At 64.5% G+C, this 19511-nt stretch carries 17 protein-coding genes and 1 pseudogene; 12 read left to right on the forward strand and 6 right to left on the reverse strand.

The features are described 5' to 3' along the window. The first annotated feature begins 1 nt into the window (after position 1). From phnC to phnE (M2361_RS15060), 3 genes are read left to right on the forward strand one after another with little or no spacing between them, the layout of a single operon-like run. Positions 2-772, forward strand: coding sequence for a phosphonate ABC transporter ATP-binding protein (gene phnC / locus M2361_RS15050; RefSeq protein ID WP_259250211.1), 771 nt, complete (start codon positions 2-4; stop codon positions 770-772). Beyond that, positions 769-1653 (forward strand): phosphonate ABC transporter, permease protein PhnE, encoded by an 885-nt coding sequence (gene phnE, locus M2361_RS15055; protein WP_259250213.1) that lies wholly within the window; start codon positions 769-771, stop codon positions 1651-1653. The genes phnC and phnE (M2361_RS15055) overlap by 4 nt, the downstream gene beginning before the upstream one ends. Further along, positions 1650-2474 (forward strand): phosphonate ABC transporter, permease protein PhnE, encoded by an 825-nt coding sequence (gene phnE / locus M2361_RS15060; protein WP_100854477.1) that lies wholly within the window; start codon positions 1650-1652, stop codon positions 2472-2474. The genes phnE (M2361_RS15055) and phnE (M2361_RS15060) overlap by 4 nt, the downstream gene beginning before the upstream one ends. A gap of 7 nt (positions 2475-2481) precedes the next feature. Here phnE (M2361_RS15060) and M2361_RS15065 read toward each other — a convergent pair whose 3' ends face one another. Beyond that, on the reverse strand, positions 2482-2628 hold the full coding sequence (locus tag M2361_RS15065; RefSeq protein ID WP_259250214.1) for a hypothetical protein: 147 nt from the start codon (positions 2626-2628) through the stop codon (positions 2482-2484). A 58-nt stretch (positions 2629-2686) separates the two neighbouring features. Between M2361_RS15065 and M2361_RS15070 the strand changes: the two genes are divergently transcribed. From M2361_RS15070 to M2361_RS15080, 3 genes are all read left to right on the forward strand, one after another. Continuing rightward, entirely contained in the window at positions 2687-4345 is a 1659-nt protein-coding gene (locus M2361_RS15070) for a CYTH and CHAD domain-containing protein (RefSeq protein WP_259250215.1), read from the forward strand. A 576-nt stretch (positions 4346-4921) separates the two neighbouring features. Beyond that, a complete protein-coding gene (locus M2361_RS15075; protein ID WP_259250217.1) occupies positions 4922-5113 on the forward strand; it encodes a hypothetical protein in 192 nt (63 codons plus the stop codon). A 109-nt stretch (positions 5114-5222) separates the two neighbouring features. Beyond that, positions 5223-7421, forward strand: a complete 2199-nt coding sequence (locus M2361_RS15080) for a phosphocholine-specific phospholipase C (RefSeq protein ID WP_259250218.1) — start codon at positions 5223-5225, stop codon at positions 7419-7421. Between the two features lie 60 nt (positions 7422-7481). On the opposite strand, the gene ftsY is transcribed toward M2361_RS15080, so the two are convergent. Next, on the reverse strand, positions 7482-8558 hold the full coding sequence (gene ftsY / locus M2361_RS15085; RefSeq protein ID WP_310508921.1) for a signal recognition particle-docking protein FtsY: 1077 nt from the start codon (positions 8556-8558) through the stop codon (positions 7482-7484). Positions 8559-9003: 445 nt separating this feature from the next. Here ftsY and rsmD point away from each other — a divergent pair, with 445 nt between their 5' ends. From rsmD to M2361_RS15105, 4 genes are all read left to right on the forward strand, one after another. After that, positions 9004-9570 (forward strand): 16S rRNA (guanine(966)-N(2))-methyltransferase RsmD, encoded by a 567-nt coding sequence (rsmD, locus tag M2361_RS15090; RefSeq protein WP_259250222.1) that lies wholly within the window; start codon positions 9004-9006, stop codon positions 9568-9570. Positions 9571-9628: 58 nt separating this feature from the next. Continuing rightward, positions 9629-10132, forward strand: a complete 504-nt coding sequence (gene coaD / locus M2361_RS15095; RefSeq protein ID WP_046807920.1) for a pantetheine-phosphate adenylyltransferase — start codon at positions 9629-9631, stop codon at positions 10130-10132. 106 nt (positions 10133-10238) lie between these two features. Further along, on the forward strand, positions 10239-10490 hold the full coding sequence (locus M2361_RS15100) for a YfhL family 4Fe-4S dicluster ferredoxin (protein ID WP_006221659.1): 252 nt from the start codon (positions 10239-10241) through the stop codon (positions 10488-10490). Continuing rightward, positions 10487-11701 (forward strand): benzoate/H(+) symporter BenE family transporter, encoded by a 1215-nt coding sequence (locus M2361_RS15105; RefSeq protein ID WP_259250228.1) that lies wholly within the window; start codon positions 10487-10489, stop codon positions 11699-11701. The genes M2361_RS15100 and M2361_RS15105 overlap by 4 nt, the downstream gene beginning before the upstream one ends. 69 nt (positions 11702-11770) lie before the next feature. Here M2361_RS15105 and M2361_RS15110 read toward each other — a convergent pair whose 3' ends face one another. Continuing rightward, a complete protein-coding gene (locus M2361_RS15110) occupies positions 11771-12157 on the reverse strand; it encodes an MOSC N-terminal beta barrel domain-containing protein (protein ID WP_100854473.1) in 387 nt (128 codons plus the stop codon). Further along, positions 12154-14652 (reverse strand): AsmA family protein, encoded by a 2499-nt coding sequence (locus M2361_RS15115; RefSeq protein WP_259250231.1) that lies wholly within the window; start codon positions 14650-14652, stop codon positions 12154-12156. The genes M2361_RS15110 and M2361_RS15115 overlap by 4 nt, the downstream gene beginning before the upstream one ends. A gap of 418 nt (positions 14653-15070) precedes the next feature. Between M2361_RS15115 and M2361_RS15120 the strand changes: the two genes are divergently transcribed. Together M2361_RS15120 and M2361_RS15125 are read left to right on the forward strand one after the other, a co-directional pair. Continuing rightward, positions 15071-16669: an MDR family MFS transporter gene (locus tag M2361_RS15120; RefSeq protein WP_100854471.1), complete on the forward strand. Its 1599-nt coding sequence runs from the start codon at positions 15071-15073 to the stop codon at positions 16667-16669. A gap of 3 nt (positions 16670-16672) precedes the next feature. Further along, a pseudogene (locus tag M2361_RS15125) lies at positions 16673-17110 on the forward strand (MarR family winged helix-turn-helix transcriptional regulator); the annotation flags it as partial. 53 nt (positions 17111-17163) lie between these two features. On the opposite strand, the gene M2361_RS15130 reads toward M2361_RS15125, so the two are convergent. Beyond that, positions 17164-18222, reverse strand: coding sequence for a YhcG family protein (locus tag M2361_RS15130; protein ID WP_259250234.1), 1059 nt, complete (start codon positions 18220-18222; stop codon positions 17164-17166). A 121-nt stretch (positions 18223-18343) separates the two neighbouring features. Beyond that, on the reverse strand, positions 18344-19435 hold the full coding sequence (gene ychF / locus M2361_RS15135) for a redox-regulated ATPase YchF (protein WP_259250236.1): 1092 nt from the start codon (positions 19433-19435) through the stop codon (positions 18344-18346). Positions 19436-19511: the final 76 nt, after the last annotated feature.

The following is a 19511-nucleotide window of genomic DNA, read 5'->3' on the forward strand; positions in this document are numbered from 1 at the left end:
CATGACGACGTCGCTACGCATTTCTGGCCTGGTCAAGGAATACCGGGCCGGCCGGCCGGTTCTCAATGGCATCAACCTTGAAATCGCCGGCCAAGGCCTGACCGCCATCATCGGCCCTTCCGGCACCGGCAAAAGCACGCTTCTGCGTTGCGTCAACCGGCTGATCGAACCCACCAAGGGCGAGATCGTGCTGCAGTCCCAGGAGGGCAGCGTGGACCTGGCCCGCGTGCGTGGCGCGTCGCTGCGCCGCGCGCGCCGGCGCATCGGCATGGTGTTCCAGGAATACAACCTGGTTGAACGCCTGACCGTAATGGAAAACCTGCTGACCGGCCGGCTGGGATACACCTCGGCGCTCAAGGCCTGGATGCGCCGCTTTGAAGCCGAAGATATCGAGCACGCCTACAAGCTGCTGGATACCGTCGGGCTGGCGGGCTTTGCGGATCAGCGCGCGGATGCGCTGTCGGGCGGCCAGCGCCAGCGCGTGGGCATCGCCCGCGCCCTGATGCAGCGCCCCCAGTTGCTGCTGGCCGACGAGCCCACATCGTCGCTTGACCCCAAGACCTCGGTGGAAATCATGGAGCTGCTGTCCGACCAGGGCAGCGCCACCGGCATTCCCGTCATCGTCAATATCCACGACGTGGAACTGGCCCGCCGCTACGCCACGCGCATCGTCGGCATGTCCGGCGGGCACGTGGTCTATGACGGCGACGGCCAGGGCCTGGATGCCGCCATGCTCAAGACCATCTACGGAGGCGAGTCTTGGCTGGAATGACACCCCTGCGGGGCAACCGCCCCTTTGCCATGTCCGGGCGCGCCAAGGCGGGCCTGGTGTTGCTGCTGATCTACACCGTCTACGCGGCCGCGCAACTGGATTTCAGTTGGGCGCGCTTTGAAAGCGGCATGGGACACGCGTCGACGTTTCTGGCGCGCATGTTTCCGCCCAATTTCGAAAAGCCCGACACCTTGTGGAAGGGCATCGCCGAAAGCCTGGAAATCGCCGTGCTGGCTTCGGTGCTGGGTATTTTGTTTGCGCTGCCCGTGGGGCTTCTGGGCGCGCGCAACATGATGCCCGCCTGGGTGTCGTGGCCCGCGCGTTCGCTGGTGGCCTTGTGCCGCGCACTGCACCCCGTCATCGTCGCCATCCTGTTCGTCAAGGCCGTGGGCTTTGGCGCGCTGGCGGGCATTCTGGCGCTGACGGTGGCGTCCATCGGCTTCATCGGCAAGCTGTTCACCGAAGCCATCGAAGAGATCTCGTTGAAGCAGGTGGAAGCGGTGCGCGCCAGCGGCGCGTCGTTCGCCAACGTAATCATCTTCGGCGTGCTGCCGCAGGTGTTCGCGCGCTTCATCGGCTTTGCCACCTATCAGTTCGACTCCAACCTGCGCAACTCCACCATGGTGGGGATCGTGGGCGCGGGCGGGGTGGGCGGCACGCTGTTCTCGGCCTTCCAGCGCTTTGACTACGACTTCGTCAGCGCCATCTTGCTGACCCTGATCGCCATCATCATGCTGGGTGAGATCATCGCGGGCTTCGTGCGCGCCGTGTTCCTGGACAACCTGGGCTTTGACCGCATCCTGCAAGGCCGCTTTGCCGGCGCGCGCGGCATCGGTTCCAGCAAGCCGCCGGTGGCCCGCAAGGCGGAGGTGGAAGAATGAACGCCCACGCCTCTACCCTGAACCCGGCGGGCACGCCGCGCGTCTGGCAGCGTTACAGCATGGGGCAGCGACTGCTGCGCTTTGCGCTGTACCTGCTGGTGGTCGCGGCCATTGTCCAGGCCATCCGTGGCGTGGAAGTCATACCGGAATTCCTGTATGACGCCCCCGAACAGATGGCCGACCTGTTCCGCCGCATGTGGCCGATCGACTGGGCCTACTACCCGGATGGCGTGCACGCGGCGCTGATCGAAACGCTGCACATCGCCACGCTGGGCACCATCCTGTCTGTCTTCATGGCGGTGCCGGTGGGCTTGCTGGCGGCCAACAACCTGACGCCCAGCAAAACCATCAACATGCTGGCGCGCTTGATCCTGGTGTCCAGTCGCTCGGTCAATTCGCTGGTGTGGGCGCTGCTGTTCATCGCCATCTTCGGACCCGGCGCGTTGGCGGGCACGCTGGCGATTGCGTTTCGCTCCATCGGTTTCGTCGGCAAGTTGGTGGGCGAAGCCATCGAAGAAGCGCAGCGCGGCCCCATCGAGGCGGTTACCGCCACCGGCGCCAGCAAGGGCTCGGTGCTGTGGTATGCCTACTGGCCGCAGATCCGCCCGGCGTTCTGGTCCATCGTGCTGCTGCGCTGGGACATCAACGTGCGCGAATCCGCCGTGCTGGGCCTTGTAGGCGCGGGCGGCATCGGCATGGCGCTGGACACGGCGTTGAACCTGTTCCAGTGGGATCGCGTGGCCTTGGTGCTGGCCGCCATCTTCGTGGTGGTTGTGCTGGCCGAAATCATCATCACCCAGGCGCGCAAACGGATTCTGTAGTTGCATCTTATTTACGCTTGTCGGTTTCCCCTGACCAGCGCTCCTTGGCGCCGCCCTTGAAAAGGGGCGGCGTTTTTTCTTTTGCTGCGGTGCCCGCTTGTTTCGCGCAACAAATGGCGTCTATGCTCGATATGACCAAAATATGAACGGTCATCAAATCCCGCCCCTTGCTTGATTAACATCTCGGCTTTTGCCGTCGGACACCCACCGCCATGTCGGAACAGGAATTGAAACTGCACGTGCCCGCCGCTACGCGCCAGGCCGTGCAGAAGGAAGTCAAGCAACGCGAGGCCACGCGCATTCGCCTGCATGCCATGTATTTCGATACACCCGAGCGTGAACTGGCGCGTGCGCGCATTGCCATCCGCTTGCGCCAGGAAGGCAATGATTGGGTGCAGACGCTGAAGATGCCTGGCATCAACGCCATCACCCGCATCGAAATGAACCACCCCCGCCCCGGCCCCGTGCTGGACCTGTCGGTGTATGCAGGCACCGAAGTCGAAGCGGCGCTGAGCGCGATCAAGGGCGAACTGGGGCTCCGCTACGAAACCGACGTGCTGCGTTTGCTGCGCAAGGTGCGCACGCGCTACGGCACGGTTGAACTGGCCTACGACACCGGCATCCTGCGCGCGGGCGCGCTGGAACTGCCCATTTCGGAACTGGAATTTGAACTGGTGTCGGGCCGCCCCGCCGCCATCTTTGCTGTTGCGCGCGGCTGGCAGCAGCGGCACAGCCTGGTGCTGGACCCGCGCAGCAAATCCGAACGTGGCGATGCGCTGGCGCAGTTGGCGGAACGGCTTGCCGAGGAAGACGCGAAGGCGGGCGATGATCTGGAAGCGCGCCGCGCCCAAGCCATTGCCCAGTTCTGGGCGCCACGCGGCGCGGCCTCGGTCAAGCTGCGCGAAGACATGACGGCGCCGCAGGCCTTGGGCCGCATCGCCGCCGAATGTTTGGACCAGATCGCGCGCAACGCCGCGGTGCTGGCTGAAGTGGACACCGAAGGCGTCTACCGCGCCGGCAATTCCGAACACGTGCACCAGTTGCGCGTGGGCGTGCGCCGGCTGCGTTCGGCGTGGAAGCTGTTCGAAGGCTGGGTGGCGCCGGTGCCCGACGCCATGCTGCAAGGAGTGCGCACGCACTTCGCCGCCTTTGGCGCCAACCGCGATCAGGACGTGCTGAACGAAACCGTGGCGCCCGCGCTGCTGCGCGCCGGCATGCCCGTCATCCCGATGGAAGCCGCGCCGCCTGAACAGGATGCGCAGACGATCGCCGGCGGCAAGGCCTTCCAGGCATGGCTGCTGGACCTGCTGGAATGGAGCCTTGACGTACCGCCCGCGCTGCCGTCCGACGGGGCGCAAACCATCGCCAACGGCACGCCCAGCGACACCGCGCCCGAACCCGCCATCCGGCTGGAAGGCGGCTTGTCGGTAGCCAGTGTCAAGCCCACCATCATTCCCATGCTGGCACCCGAGCCGGATCCGCACCGCTTGCGCAAGCAGTTGGCGCGCCGCCTGCACCGCTGGCACAGCAAGGTGGCCGACCAGGGCACGCAGTTCGCCAAGCTGGACATTCCCACCCGCCACGAATTGCGCAAGCGCGGGAAACGGCTGCGCTACAGCCTGTCGTTTGCCGAATCGCTGCTGCCCGCCGCCAAGCTGCGCGGCTATCGCAAGCTGCTGTCCAAGGTGCAGGACGTGCTGGGCGAAATCAACGACCTGGCCGTCGCCAAGGACTACTACGAATCGTGTACCGCCACGCATCCGCAAGCCTGGTTCGCTTTGGGCTGGATCAGCGCCCGCCTGGAGGAATTGGCGGTAGAAGCACAAAAGGCCTTCGACGCCCTGGCGCAAAGCAAACCGTTCTGGCGTTGAAGAAGATCGCCCCGTAGTCACGACGAACCATGACTTCGTAGGATGGGTGAAGCGCGCGGTGTGGGCGGCAAGATCGCAGGGGCACCATCGCGCGTAACCCATCTTGCAGCGGTCCGGTTTATATCCACAGGCAGCTGATGGGTTTCGCGCGTTCGGCGCCTGGGTTTTTCTGAACGTCTCCTCGCGCTACACCCATCCTACGATCGCCATATTGACCATGCCCCGTAGGATGGGTGTAGCGCGCGTTGCCGCCGGCAAGATCACAGAGGCCCCATCGCGCGCAACCCATCTTGCACCGGTCCGGTCCCCCCCCATTACCCCATTTTCACGACAGGTCGCGTTGCGGCTTGCACCTGGAAACGCATCTCGCATGACGTTTCAAAAAAAGGGCCATAGTCAGCAACGGGTCAGCTTCCGGTCAATTGTTCGACATCCGCGGCGTCAATACTGGTTTGCTGTCGCCCGGCCATCACGCGTTGGGCGCATTCGTGGCCCGCTGCATTCGCCCGACATTCGTCCTGTGTGACGGCACGACGGCCCCTGGCGGGCCGTCAGCCCACCCACAATGACCGAACCATGAAACACCCATCCTGCTTGCTCGCCCATGCAAGACGAGGCCTTGCCGCCTTTTGCGCCTTGTCGCTGGTCTTCGCGCTGTCCGCCTGCGGCGGCGACGACGACAACGACGCTGACGAACCGGCTCCTGCCCCGCCCACGACGACGCCCACGACACCGCCTGCCGCGTGCGCGGTGCATTGCGCTCCTTGAGTCGTCCAAGCCCCTTGAATCGCTTGAGCCCCTCGAGCCCCCTCAAGCCCCTTGAGCCCCTCGCGCCGTTTAAGCACACTTCACATCGATCACCAGGACAGGCAAGCCAATGACGTTCGACGCATCCAAAAGAAAGTTCTTCAAGACCACCGTGGGCGCTACCGCCGCGGTCAGCGCGCTGTCGATGTTTCCGCCCAGCATCCGCCGGGCGCTGGCCATTGAAGCCAGCAACACCACCGGCACCATCCAGGACGTCAAGCACGTCGTCCTGCTGATGCTGGAAAACCGTTCTTTCGACGGCTACTTCGGCACCTTTCCCGGCGTGCGCGGGTTTGGCGACCGCTTCCCCATTCCGCTGGCCAACGGCAAATCAGTCTTCCACCAGACGCGCAGCGACGGCACCGAAGAACTGCCCTACCACCTGGACACCACGCTGGGCAATGCGCAGCGCGCGGGCAGCACGCCGCACTCCTGGCCCAACTGCCAGGCGGCGTGGGACCATGGCCGCATGAACAAGTGGCCCAGCGCCAAGCAGCCGCTGTCCATGGGCTACTACGAAACCGCCGAAGTGCCGTTTCACCGCGCGCTCGCCGACGCCTTCACGCTGTGCGACAACTACCACTGTTCGATGCACGCGGGCACCATCCCGAACCGCCTGTTCTTCTGGACCGGCACCAACGGCCCATCGGGCGACAACGTGTCGGTGGTGATGAACGAATGGAACGACGGCGCCGACGTGGGCCCGTCCACTGAAGGCTGGACGTGGACCACCTACGCCGACCGGCTGCAAGCGGCCGGCGTCAGTTGGAAGGTCTACCAGAACATTCCCGACAACTTCGGCTGCAACGAAATGATGAGCTTTCGGCACTGGCGCGCCGAGATCGAAAAAATGCCTGCCGACCGCCAGGTCACCAACCAGGGCGGCCCCGCGTACAACCCCGCCATCGACGACCTGTACAGTCCGCTGGCCAAGGGCTTTGGCAACACCATGCCCGACGGCGGCTTCCTGCAAAGCTTGCGCGACGACGTGATGAACGGCACGCTGCCGGAAGTGTCGTGGATCATTCCGCCGGCCGCCTACAGCGAGCACCCCGGCCCCTCCAGCCCCGCCAAGGGCGCCTGGTACATCCAGGCCGCGCTGGATGCGCTGACGCAATCGCCCGAGGTCTGGAGCAAGACGGTGTTCCTGGTGACCTATGACGAAAACGACGGCTTCTTCGACCACATGCCCACGCCGTCGGCACCGTCGCGCAACGACGACGGCACGCTGGCCGGCAAGTCCACGCTGACCGATGCGCAGATGGCGTTTGAATACTTCACCTACCCGCCCGCCACGCCCAAGCAATTGACGGCCGATGGCAAGCCTTACGGCCCCGGCATGCGCGTGCCGATGTGGGTGATTTCGCCGTGGAGCCGTGGCGGCTGGGTCAATTCGCAGGTGTTCGACCACACGTCCGCCTTGCGCTTTCTGGAGCAGCGCTTTGGCGTCGTCGAACCCAACATCAGCGCTTTTCGCCGCGCCGTGTGCGGCGACCTGACGTCCACCTTGAATTTCGTGTCGCCCAACAGCGCCACCCTGCCCACCTTGTCGGGCCGCACAACCAAGACCGATGCCGACGGGCTGACTGCCTGGCAGGAAGCTCAGCCCGCCATCGCCATCCCCACGCAGCAGACCCTTGCCCCGCAGGCGCCCGGCACGCGCCCGTCGCGCGCGCTGCCTTACGAGCTGCACACCAGCGCGCGCGAACAAGCCCGCGAGAACCGCGTGCAGCTATTGTTTGCGAATGCCAGCAGTGCGCAAACAGCAGCCGTCTTCCACGTGTACGACAAACTGCATCTGGACCGCATCCCACGCCGCTATGTGGTCGAAGCCGGCAAGTCTTTGGATGACGCCTGGGACGTGTCGGCCGACAGCGGCCAGTACGACCTGTGGGTGCTGGGCCCCAACGGCTACCACCGCTCGTTCGCGGGCGACTTGATGCGCGCGGCCGGAGCACAGCCCGAAATCCAGGTCTGCTACGTGCCCTGCGACGACCCGCAAGTGCAGGTAAAGCTGCACAACAACGGCAGCCAGGCCCGCACGTTCACCGTGCAAGCAATGGCCTACCGCAACGACGGCCCCTGGACGGCAACCGTGGAGGCAGGCCAGGTCGGTGAACTAAGCTGGCCCATCACCGACAGCGGCCAGTGGTACGACTTTGCGGTGTCCTGCGACGGCTACGCCGCGTTTCAGCGCCGCTTTGCCGGCCGCATGGAAACCGGCAAGGACGCGGTCAGTGACCCCGCGATGGGCCAGCTAGACGCTTAAAAGCAAAACGGGACGGCGCCTAGGCACCGTCCCGTCTTTACTGCTTCACACAGCGAAAACTCAGTCCGCCAGCAGCGCGCCCGCGAACTCATCCGCCACGAAGGGCTGAAGGTCTTCCAGGCTTTCGCCCACGCCGATCCAATACACCGGAATCGGCCGCACGCCCTGGCTACCCGCGGCCACGGCGGCTAGCGTGCCGCCCTTGGCGGTGCCGTCCAGCTTGGTCACGACCAGGCCCGTCAGGTTGATGGCCGCATCAAAGGCGCGAATCTGCGCCAGTGCGTTCTGGCCGGTGTTGCCGTCCACCACCAACAGCACTTCGTGCGGCGCCGACGCATCCGCCTTGCCGATGACGCGGCGGATCTTTTTCAGCTCTTCCATCAGGTGCAACTGCGTGGGCAAGCGGCCGGCGGTATCCACCATGACCACGCCCATGCCGCGCGCGCGTCCGGCGTTGACGGCATCGAACGCCACGGCGGCCGGGTCCCCGCCGTCCTGAGAAATCACGCTGACGTTGTTGCGGCTGCCCCATTCCACAAGCTGTTCGCGTGCCGCGGCACGGAAGGTGTCGCCTGCCGCCAGCAGCACGCTTGCACCCTGGCGCTGGAATGTGTGCGCCAGCTTGCCGATGGACGTGGTCTTGCCCGCGCCGTTAACGCCGGCAATCATCACCACCAGCGGCTTTGCGCTGGTCAGGTTGAAGCCGCGCTCCAGCGGGCGCAGGTGGTCGGCCAGCAACTGGCGCAGCGCCGTCTTCACCTTGGCGGGGTCTTCAATGCGTTCCTTCTTGACCCGCGCACGCAGCGCGGTCAGCAGCTTCTCGGTGGCCTCCAAGCCCGCATCGGCCATAATGAGCGCCGATTCGAGTTCCTCGAACAGGTTTTCGTCGACCTTGACGCCAACGAAAATGCCGCCAATGCTCTGCCCCGTGCGCGACAAGCCCTGCTTCAAGCGCGACAGCCATGACGACTTCTTGGGTGCCTCGGCGGCAGCGGGTTCGGGGGTTGGCGCGGGTGCCGGCGCGGGTGTCGGCGTGGGGGCCGGCGTGGGTGCTGGCGCGGGCGTTGGCGCAGTCACCGGCGTTACGATCGGTGCAGGCGCGGCAGTCGGCGCAACTGAAACCGTAGGCGCAGGCATCGGCTCTGGCGCGCGAACCGGCTCAATGGCCGGCGCGGGTGGCGCGGCCGGTGCCGGTGACACCACCGGCGCGGGCGCCGCAACCGGCGTCGTATGGGTCGGCGCGGCGGTTCGCGTCAAAGTCGGTGCAGCGGTCCGCGTCAGAGTCGGCGCGGCAACCGGCGTCGACACCGTCGGTGCAGCAGCCGGCGCCACGGTCGGCGCGGCAGGCGACACCGGCGGTGCAATTGCAGGCGAAACCGGTGCGGCGACAGGATCAACGGCCGGGGCGGGAGCGGGTGCGGACACCGGCTGAGTAACCTCGGGACGCGGCGCGGGCGGCGGAATCACCGGCGCGGCGGCGGGCTCCGTGGGCGCGACGGCGGCGTCCACGACCTCCGGCGGCGGCACGGGCTGAGCCGGTGCGGCGGGCGGAGGGGATTTTTTCTTGAAGAAGCGGCTAAACATGGGTAACAAGTATATTCGTATCGTCGGGGGCCAATACAGGCGCACCCCCATCGCCGTTCCCGACGTGGAGACGCTGCGCCCCACGCCCGACCGGGTTCGCGAAACGCTGTTCAACTGGTTGAATCATCTTTGGGCCGGCGAGTTCGCCGACAAGCGGGTGCTGGACCTGTTTGCCGGCAGTGGCGCGCTGGGCTTTGAAGCGGCCTCTCGCGGTGTGGCGCATGTGCAGATGGTCGAGCGGGACAAGACCGCCGCGTCCGCGCTGCGGACACTGCGCGACAAGCTCAAAGCCGACATGATACGCATCCATGTGGGCGACGCCATGCAGGTTGCCGAGCGCATGGATGCGTCCCGCTTTGACCTCATCCTTTTGGACCCGCCCTTCGGACAAGGTTGGCTGGCGCGGCTCTGGCCCATTCTGCCGGGCATTCTGAACGAGCACGGGCTGGTCTACGTCGAGGCGGAAGCCCCCATCGAAGCCCCCGAAGGATTCCAGATCTTGCGGCAGGACAAGGCAGGCGCGGTCCACTACCACCTGCTGGAATTTGCTGCATTGCGGAAATAGATCAATAATCCGAGCTTCGGAGGATGGTGTACACCACTAATAACGGTACGGAGCTCGCATGATCATCGCTGTATATCCCGGCACTTTCGACCCGCTGACCCGGGGCCACGAAGACTTGGTCCGCCGTGCGGCCACGCTCTTCGACAAGGTCGTGGTGGGCATTGCCCATAGCCGCAACAAGAAGCCTTTCTTCAGCATCGACGAGCGCGTTGAAATCGCGCGCGAAGTGCTGGGCCACTATCCCAACGTGGAAGTGCAAAGCTTTGGCGGCCTGTTGAAGGACTTTGTGCGCGACCAGAACGGGCGCGTCATCGTGCGCGGCCTGCGCGCCGTGTCCGACTTCGAATATGAATTCCAGATGGCCGGCATGAATCGCCATCTGTTGCCCGACGTGGAAACGCTATTCATGACGCCGTCGGACCAATACCAGTTCATTTCGGGCACCATCGTGCGCGAAATCGCTCAGCTGGGCGGCGACGTCAGCAAGTTCGTGTTCCCGTCGGTGGAACGCTGGTTGCAGGAAAAAGCCAAGGAGCGCCGCGAGCAATCCTGGCCGGGCTGATCCGCCTGCGCTGCACCATCCCGAAGGGCGCATCTTGCGCCCTTCTTGCGCTTTGCGGCCCGGCAGTACAATGGCAGCCGCCCTCGGCTTTACACCGCTGCCCACCATGGCCTTGCTCATCACCGAAGAATGCATCAATTGCGACGTTTGCGAGCCCCAGTGCCCGAACGACGCGATCTCCATGGGTGATGACTATTACGTCATCGACCCCGACAAATGCACCGAGTGCGTCGGCCATCACGACGAACCGCAGTGCAAGGTGGTGTGCCCGGTGGAGTGCATTGAACTGCACCCCCAGTGGAACGAAGGCCAGGAACAGCTCATGGCCAAGTACCGCCGCCTGACCGGTGCCGCATGAGCGACGCCACGCAACGCAGCATCCCCCTTCCCTCGAATTCCCACCACGCGCGCCGCGATGTATCCGCATCGGCCATCGCCGCGGGCGTGGTCGCCGTGCTGGTCAGCTTTGGCGGCACCGCCGTGCTGATGGTGCAGGCGGGCCACGCAGCAGGGCTGGACCCGGCCCGCATCGGTTCGTGGATCGGCTCGCTGAGCCTGGCCTTCGGATTCGGCGGCGCCTTCTACAGCCTGCGCACCGGGCTGCCGATTGTCATGGCGTGGTCCACGCCCGGCGCCGCGCTACTGGTGACAGCGCTGGTGGGCGTCCCGTTCAACGAGGCCATCGGCGCCTACATGCTGGCCGCCGGCCTGACGCTGGCCTGTGGCCTGTTTGGCTGGATTGACCCCATCCTGCGCCGTATTCCCGGCGAAATCGCCGCCGCCATGCTGGCCGGCGTGCTGCTCAATTTCGGCATGGGCATCTTCAGCAACGTCGCCCTGCAACCGGGCCTGGTGCTGGCCATGTGCGCCACCTATCTGTTGTGCCGGCGCTGGGCGCCGCGTTACGCGGTGCTGCTGGTGATGGTGGTGGCCATTGCCCTGGCGTTCGCGCTGGACATGATCCGGCTGGATTTGCTGGACTGGCGCCTGACGGAATTCGTCTGGACCACGCCCGAATTCAGCATGCAGGCGGTGGTCAGCCTGGGCATTCCACTCTTCGTGGTGGCCATGGCGTCGCAGAACCTGCCTGGCCTGGCGATCCTGCAAGCGGCCGGCTATCGCCCCCCGGCGTCGCGCATCGTGGCCGCCACGGGCTTGCTGGGCCTGTTGGCCGCGCCCTTTGGCGCACACAGCGTCACCATGGGCGCCATCAGCGCCGCCATCTGCACCGGCCCCGAAGCTCATCCCGACCCCGGCAAGCGCTACATCGCCGCCGCGACCTACGGCTTGGGCTACGTGGCCCTGAGCCTGGTGGCGGGGGCCGTGGCCGTCTTCTTCCAGGCCCTGCCCGCCGCCCTGCTGGCCGCGCTGGCGGGCCTGGCGTTGCTGGGCACGATCATGGGCGGCATGTCCGCCGCCATGGTCAACCCGCAACGACGCGAAGCCGCGCTCATCACCTTGTTGGCAACGGCGTCCGGCTTCAGTTTCTGGGGTATCGGGTCGGCCTTCTGGGGCCTGGTGGCGGGCCTGCTGGCCCACGCGGCATTCGAGTTCAAGCGCCGCGCCTAGGCCCTATAGCGCTAGCGTTGGCACTGGCGAGCCCTGCCCGCGCGGCGACTTGTCACGCCGGCCAGTATGTCAGGCCGGCCAGGCCGTGACCGGCGTGTCCGGGTGCACCTTCATGATGCGGCAGGGCACCTGCACGAAGTTCGAGATCCAGGCCGCGGCCAGTTCGCCTTCGTCGATCACGTCAATCGTCTGATCGCCCACATTCATGCTGTAGCGCACGCTGTCGTCGTCTTCGATGACGTCCAGCGGAATATCCATGCGCAGCATGCCGGGCGCTTTCAGCACCAGATAGCCCAGCCGCAACTCCACCGACACGTCGGCAAGCTTGGGACACAGCTCGCGATTCAGCCATTGGCCGGAATCATTGGCAATGAGCCACTGCCGGTGATAAGCCGCCGCATTGGGCTGCGTGGTGGTGCCGCATTGCGCGATGGGCTGGAACGTATCGGTGCTCATTTGCCTAGCAATCCCTTCAAGGCCTGGTCCACGACGGCGCCGTTCTTGCCCTTACCCGTCACGGCCTCGCGCAGCTTGTTCTCCAGGCTGCGCTTGAGGATGCCGCCAATGGCGTCTTTCCACAGCACGGTGTAGGTGGGCTTGTCGAACGGACCCTGTACGTGCACGGGAATGGTCACGTCTTTCAAGTCGATCAATTCCTGGCCTTCCGGGGCGGCGGCCGGGTTGACCACCCGCGCGCGCGCCACCAGATTCAACTCGCTCTTCACGAAGTCGATGCTGGCCGGATCGCCCTGCGTGACGCGCAACAACGGCGACACGATGTTCAGCCGCTTCACCGCCGCCACGCCCTTGGTGAAGGCCAGGTCTGCGTCCATTTCCGAGAATTCGGTCTGCTTGCTGCCGTCGGCCGGCACGGTCTCGTTCTGCGATTCCGGCTTGAACGCCGCCTTCAGCTCGCGCAGCGTCTGCGTCAGGTCGATGCCCTTGACCGCGCCATCACGCAAACGCACTTGCAGGCTGCCGCCCAAGGCGTTCTTCATGGCGTAGACATTGGCGCCGGCGGTCTTCAAGTCCAGCGCCAGGCTGCCCGTGCCGCTAAGCATGTTGCGCTTGACCAGGTCCATCAGCAACGGCTCGATGGCGATACCGGCCAAGGACATCTTGGTGGCCAGTTGATTGCCTTGCGCGGCGTCCACGGACAACGCGCCCGCCAGCTTGCCGCCATACAGGCCGGCCGTTAGGCTGGAGATTTCAAGCTTGCCCTTGTCCAGCTTGACCACGGCCGACACCTCGTCGGCTTTCAGGCCGCGCACCACCAGCTTGCCCACCTTCAGGGTGCCGTTGACGCTAGGCCCCACCAGCGCGGACAGGTCGATGGTGTCATCCACCGGCGCGGCCGGGGCCGCGGGCGTGGCGGGCTTGGATTCGTCTTTCTTGCCGTCGGCGGGCGGCTTGGCCGGGGCCGCCACCACGGGCGGCGCCAGCTTGTCCAGGTCCAGCGTGTCCACCACCAATGCGAACTTCACCATCGGCGTTTCAGACAGCTTGGTGATGTCGGCGCTCAGATCGAACTTGCCGCCTTCCAGCACGGCATTGATCTTGCTGCTGGCCTGGTCTTTCAGCAGATCCACGTTCACGCTGCCGATCACCGGAATCTGCAGGCTGCCCTTGGGCAGGCCAGGGTCGGTGATGTTGACATCGCCCCGCAGCGCCGACAGGCCACCGGTGCGCTGCCACAAGTTCAGGGTCAGCGGCGACGCGAAGTTCAGCTTCACGACGCGCTCGCCGTTCTTGGACGTGCTGTCCACCTTGGCTTCCTTGATGTCCAGCTCGGCGGCATTGCCACTGATACCGTTCAAGCCGAAGCTGGCGTCCAGGCCACTGAGGCGCACGCGCCCGGTCAGGGCTTCGCCCGTGGCCGAGGTCGGCGAAATGTTCAGCGCGGGCGCGTCCACCGCGACTTCAAAGGGGCCGTCGTCGGACCCGCCCTTGGCGCGCACGGCCAGCTTTTCAATCTGCAACTGGCTCTTGTGGGGGTCGATGGCCAGCTTGGGCATGGCCACGCTGGCTTCCACATTGGTGGCGCGCGCGGCCGGGTCCGTGATGTCGCCCTGGAACACCACTTCCAGGCCGGCGATGTCCAGCGACGACTTCTGTCCGTTGAAGGCCAGGTTGCCGCGCATGGCCAGGCTCTTGGCCTCGGCGCCGGGCAGCTTGCCGTCCAGGCGCAGGTCCAGCTTTTGGGCCGCATAGCGCTTGGCCGATGGGTCCAGCGTCAACAGGGCCTGCCCCGTCAGGTTGGCGTCCACGCGCGGGTTGCCGCCTTCCACGCGGGCCGTCATGCGCACGTCAAAAGGCTGGTTGAACGTGACGCGGCCCGTGTTGGCGTTGATCTTCGTCACCGCCACGGCCATTCCCGAGATGGCATCCTGCAACAACACTTCGCCGTCCTTCAGGTCCAGGCCGGCAATGTCGATCTGCATGTTGTTGCGCGTGGCTGGCAAGGTGCCACTGGTGATGACCTGGGCCGCGGTCTGGGCCGCGCCAACCAGCGCTTCGGCCGGGTTGGACGGCGTGGCCGTGACGCCCGGCGTACCCCCCACCAGATTGCTGAAGTTGAACTGGCCGTCCTTGTCGCGCACCACGCGCGCCTTCAGGCCGCTGATGGCCACGTGGTCCACCACGAAGCTGTTGGACAGCAACGGCCAGACGGCAACCGCCAGGCGCGTGCTTTCGATGGAAGCGAAGGTGTCCGGGCTATTGGGCTCGGACAGCGACACGCCCTGCACGGACAAACCGATACGAGGAAAGAGCGATAGCTCGATCTCGCCGTCGATCGTGAGGGTGCGGTGATAGCGTTCCTGAACAAGCTCTTCCAGCTTGTACTTGTACGCGTTGGGGTCGAATGTCAGCAAGAAGATGGCCAGGCCAACGACGGCCACGACAACCAACACTACCAGGCCTATCAAAATGCGCTTGAACCACGTTTTCATTGCTGCCCCGTCGGTACCTCGACTGGAAATTCTTGGATGCCGCCCACCGCGCGACGCGCGAGGATGGTGCTGTAGCGGCGGAAAAACCGCGCGCCGGATGGAACTGTCTGCCTGGAACGGTCTGCCTTCAGGACGAGCCCCCGCTCCTGCCGAAAGCTTGTGGCCGCGGCGTAGGGAGGAAGGGTCTACCAAGGAAGGACTGCTGAAGACGCCAGCATGACCAGCGTGCAGATTTCGCTATCGTAACAAATCAGACCGGCTTCGCGCGGCATTGTCAGACCATGACACCAAAAACGCGCCTGCTTGCAAGCCCAAAGCGCTGCGATGTCGTCCATTCCAGCCCGCAGAGCTGACGATTTTCTGTTTGCGGATTGTAGGACTAGAATAATTGATCCATCAATCGTTGATGCATCCAACAATGCCCGCCCCCACCCCAAGTACCCCACATTCGCCCGGCCAGGTGCTGCCCTTCCGGCAAACGCTGCTGGCCATGCTGGGCATGTGCTTTGTCATGATGATGGTCGCCATCGACCAGACGGTCGTGGGCACCGCGCTGCCCACCATCGTGGCCGAGCTCAAGGGCTTTGAACTGTACGCCTGGGTCGCCACGTCCTACCTGCTGACGTCGGTCATCACCGTGCCGATCTTCGGCCGCCTGGGCGATTACTACGGACGCAAGCCCTTTGTGGTGGCCGCCATCATCCTCTTTACGCTGGCCTCGGCCCTGTGCGGCGCGGCCGATAGCATGCTGTCGCTGGTGCTGGCGCGGGCCTTGCAAGGCATCGGCGGCGGCATGCTGGTGGGCACCGCGTTCGCCTCCATCCCCGACCTTTTCCCGGACCCGCACGTGCGCTTGCGCTGGCAAGTGATGCTGAGTTCGGCCTTCGGCATTGCCAACGCCGTCGGCCCCACCCTGGGCGGCGCGCTGACCGAACACTATGGCTGGCGATCCGTGTTCTACGTAAACCTGCCCATCGGCATCCTGGGGCTGTGGTTCGTGGCGCGCTACCTGCCGCACCTGCGCAACCACACGTCCGGCAAGGTGCGCCTGGACTGGCAAGGCGCCCTGCTGGTCGCGCTGGCGCTGGGCAGCCTGCAACTGCTGGTGGAACTGCTGCCCAAGGAAGGAATAAGCGGCCCCATCGTGCTGCTGGGCCTGGGTAGCATCGCCTCGTTCGTGCTGCTGATCTGGTGGGAAAAGCGCTGCCCGCATCCGCTCTTGCCGCTGGACATGTTCCGCAACCGCGGCCTGGCCACGCTGTTCACGCTGGCGCTGCTGGTGGGCGTGACCATGTATTCGCTGCTGTTCTATGCGCCCCTGCTGCTTCAAGGCGGCTTTGGCCTGTCGCCGCAGGACGCCGGCATGCTGATCACGCCCATGGTTGTGTTCATTACCGTCGGCAGCATCATCAACGGCCGCATCATCACCCGCATCCGCAACCCCAACCGCATGCTCTATGCAGGCTTTCTGCTGATGGCGCTGTCGTGCCTGGGCATCGTCACCACCCACAACACCACGTCGCATATCTTGATTGCCGCCTACATGATGATGGCCGGGCTGGGCATGGGTTTCATCATGCCCAACCTGACCGTTTTCGCGCAGCAGACCGCGGGCCGCACGCACCTGGGCATCGCCACGGCGCTGCTGCAATCGCTGCGCATGATCGGCGGCATGCTGGGCACGGCGGTCGTCGGCACCATGGTCAGCCATAGTTACTTCAGCGGCGTCGAGTCCACGCTGAACGGCGCGTCGGCGCAATGGCTGCCCGAATTGAATGACCCGCAGATGCTGGTCAACCCGGCGGCGCAGACGCAGTTCCTGGCACAATTGGCGCATCAAGGCCAGGACGGTACGTCGCTGATCGAGATTGCGCGAGTCGCGCTGGTGGGCGCCATCCATGAAGGCCAGCTCATCGCGCTGGCCGTCGCCATCTTCGCGCTATGGTGCGTGCGGCGCGTGCCGCTGGTGCAATTGGCCCGCCCAAGCAAGGCGGAGCCCGCCGGCGTCGGAGAATAGCTTTTGCCCAGACAACAACAAGGCCTGCAAGTCATCCAGCACATGGGGCAGACGTACCGCGTCATGCAAAGCGCATTCAGCAGCAAGGTGGGCCACGCCCTGCCCCGCTGGCGCATCCTGCTGGCGCTGCATGAAAACGGGCAGTGTTCGCAGAAGCACCTGGCGGAGCGTTGCCGGCTGGATCCCGCATCATTGACCCGGCAATTGCAAGCGATGGAGAAAATGGGCTGGATAGCGCGTGCCGTGGATGCTCAGGACAACCGGCTGACGAATGCCACGCTGACCGCTGCCGGACAGGCCGTGGTGAATGAAGCGCTGCCTAAACGGGCGGCGTTTTTTGAAGAGGCGCTGAAGGGGTTGTCAGCGGCGGACGTGGATACGCTGAACCGGGTGTTGAGCGTGCTGGAGGCGAATTTTTTACGGGCGGCGGGGGATAAGGCGGGGGGGGTGATGGGCGGGTTGTACTCGAAGCACGGCAGGGACCAGCCATCGCTTCAGTCATCGGCGCCATCATCCATAGAGTTGCCCAATTCCTGCTCGATCTGCTCAATCGTCGGCAGGCTGGTTTGAAGCTCTTGTGGCAAGGACTCCATCAGTTTGTATTCGGCAATGCCCATTGGCTGCGACTTGTCACCCAGGGCGTACTCGGCTACCACTTTGTTCTTGCTCTTGCACAGCAGCAGGCCGATGCTCGGATTGTCCTGCGCGTGCTTCACCTGCCGGTCCACCGCCGTCAGATAAAACCCTAGTTGCCCCAGATGCTCGGGCTTGAACTTGCCGGCCTTCAGTTCGATCACCACGTAGCAGCGCAGCTTTAGGTGGTAGAACAGCAGGTCAATGAAGAACTCCTCGCCACCTACGTCCAACAGCACCTGCCGGCCGACAAATGCAAAGCCAGCGCCTAGTTCCAGCAGAAAGTCGGTAACGTGCTGCACAAGCGCGTTTTCGATCTCGCGTTCCTGTGTCTCTTCGCCCAGGCCGAGGAAGTCAAAGCGGTAGGGATCTTTCAGCGACTCAATGGCCAGATCGGACTGCGGTGCAGGCAGACGCTGTTCAAAGTTGGTAACAGCGTTGCCCCTGCGTTCCAACAAGCGGGTTTCGATGTGGATGTTCAGCACATTGCGCGACCAGCCATGTTCAATGGCGGCGCGGGCATAAGCCAGACGCTCCGTTGGCTGTTTAAGCCGATCCAGTAGCACTAAGTTATGCCCCCAGGGCAATTGTGCAGCAGCCTGCTGCACAATCTCGGCATCCGGCCAAGCCTCTGCAAACGCTCGCATGTACTTAAGGTTGCGTGGCGAAAAGCCTTTCATATCCGGGAAGGCGGCGCGCAGGTCATGCGCCAGCCGGTCGATCACCTTGGCCCCCCAACCCTGCTCGGCTTGTCGTGCAAGAATGTCGCGACCGATCTGCCAATACAGCCAGACCAGTTCCCGATTAACCGCCAGCGTCGCACGCTGCTGCGCACTGTGGATGCGCCCTTTCAGGTCGATCAGCCAGTCAGCGTAGCCTTGAGGAGCTGAAGTGAGGGAGGCGGGTTTGGCGGCGGCCATCAGCTTTCCATCCATGACTACGGAAAAAACACCCCGCGGTTGAACACGACTACCCCCAACCCACCCCTGAATCCTTCAGACCTCGATAAACAATAGGAACGCTCGCGAGGTCCGGGGAAACTCAGACGTTAAACAAGAAATTCATCACGTCCCCATCCTGCACGATGTATTCCTTGCCTTCGGCGCGCATCTTGCCGGCTTCTTTGGCGCCTTGCTCGCCCTTGTACGTGATGAAGTCTTCGTAGGCGATCGTTTGCGCGCGGATGAAGCCGCGTTCGAAGTCGGTGTGGATCACGCCGGCGGCTTGCGGGGCGGTGGCGCCGATGGGCACCGTCCAGGCGCGCACTTCCTTCACGCCTGCGGTGAAGTAGGTTTGCAGGCCCAGCAACTTGAAGGCGGCGCGGATCAGGCGGTTCAGGCCCGGCTCTTCCATGCCCATGTCGGACAGGAAGGCCTGGCGGTCAGCGTCTTCCAGGTCGACGATTTCGGATTCGATGGCGGCGCAGATGGCGACGACCGGCGCGTTGCGCGCGGCGGCGAATTCGGTCAGGCGGTCAAGCAGCGGGTTGTTGGTGAAGCCGTCGTCGGCCACGTTGCCCACGTACATCGCGCGCTTGGCGGTGATGAAGCACAGTTGGGCGATGTCGGCGTGTTCTTCCGGGCTGAGGTCCAGCGCGCGGATGGGCTTGGCTTCGTTCAACTGGGCCACGCACTTTTCCAGCACGGCCACGATGCGCTGCGATTCCTTGTCGCCGGAACGCGCGGTCTTCTGGTGACGCTGCAGCGCTTTTTCAGCGGTTTGCATGTCGGCCAGCGCCAGTTCGGTTTCGATGACTTCGATGTCGGCGATGGGGTCGATCTTGCCGGCCACGTGAATCACGTTGGGGTCTTCGAAGCAGCGCACGACGTTGACGATGGCGTCGGTTTCGCGGATGTGCGACAGGAACTGGTTGCCCAGGCCTTCGCCCTTGCTTGCGCCGGCGACCAGGCCCGCGATGTCCACGAATTCGACGGTGGCGGACAGGATGCGCTCGGGCTTGACGATTTCAGCCAGCTTTTGCAGACGCGGATCCGGCACTTCGACCACACCGACGTTGGGCTCGATGGTGCAGAACGGATAGTTCTCGGCGGCGATGCCGGCGCGGGTCAGAGCATTGAAGAGAGTCGATTTGCCAACGTTGGGCAGGCCGACGATGCCGCATTGCAGAGCCATGGGAATCCTGTGTAAGTACGGTATTGATCGTTAACGTTCTAGTTTACCCCGGGTGCGCCCCGGGGCAGTTTCGTCA

Source organism: Achromobacter sp. JUb104 (assembly GCF_024806975.1).
Lineage (GTDB): Bacteria > Pseudomonadota > Gammaproteobacteria > Burkholderiales > Burkholderiaceae_B > Achromobacter > Achromobacter spanius.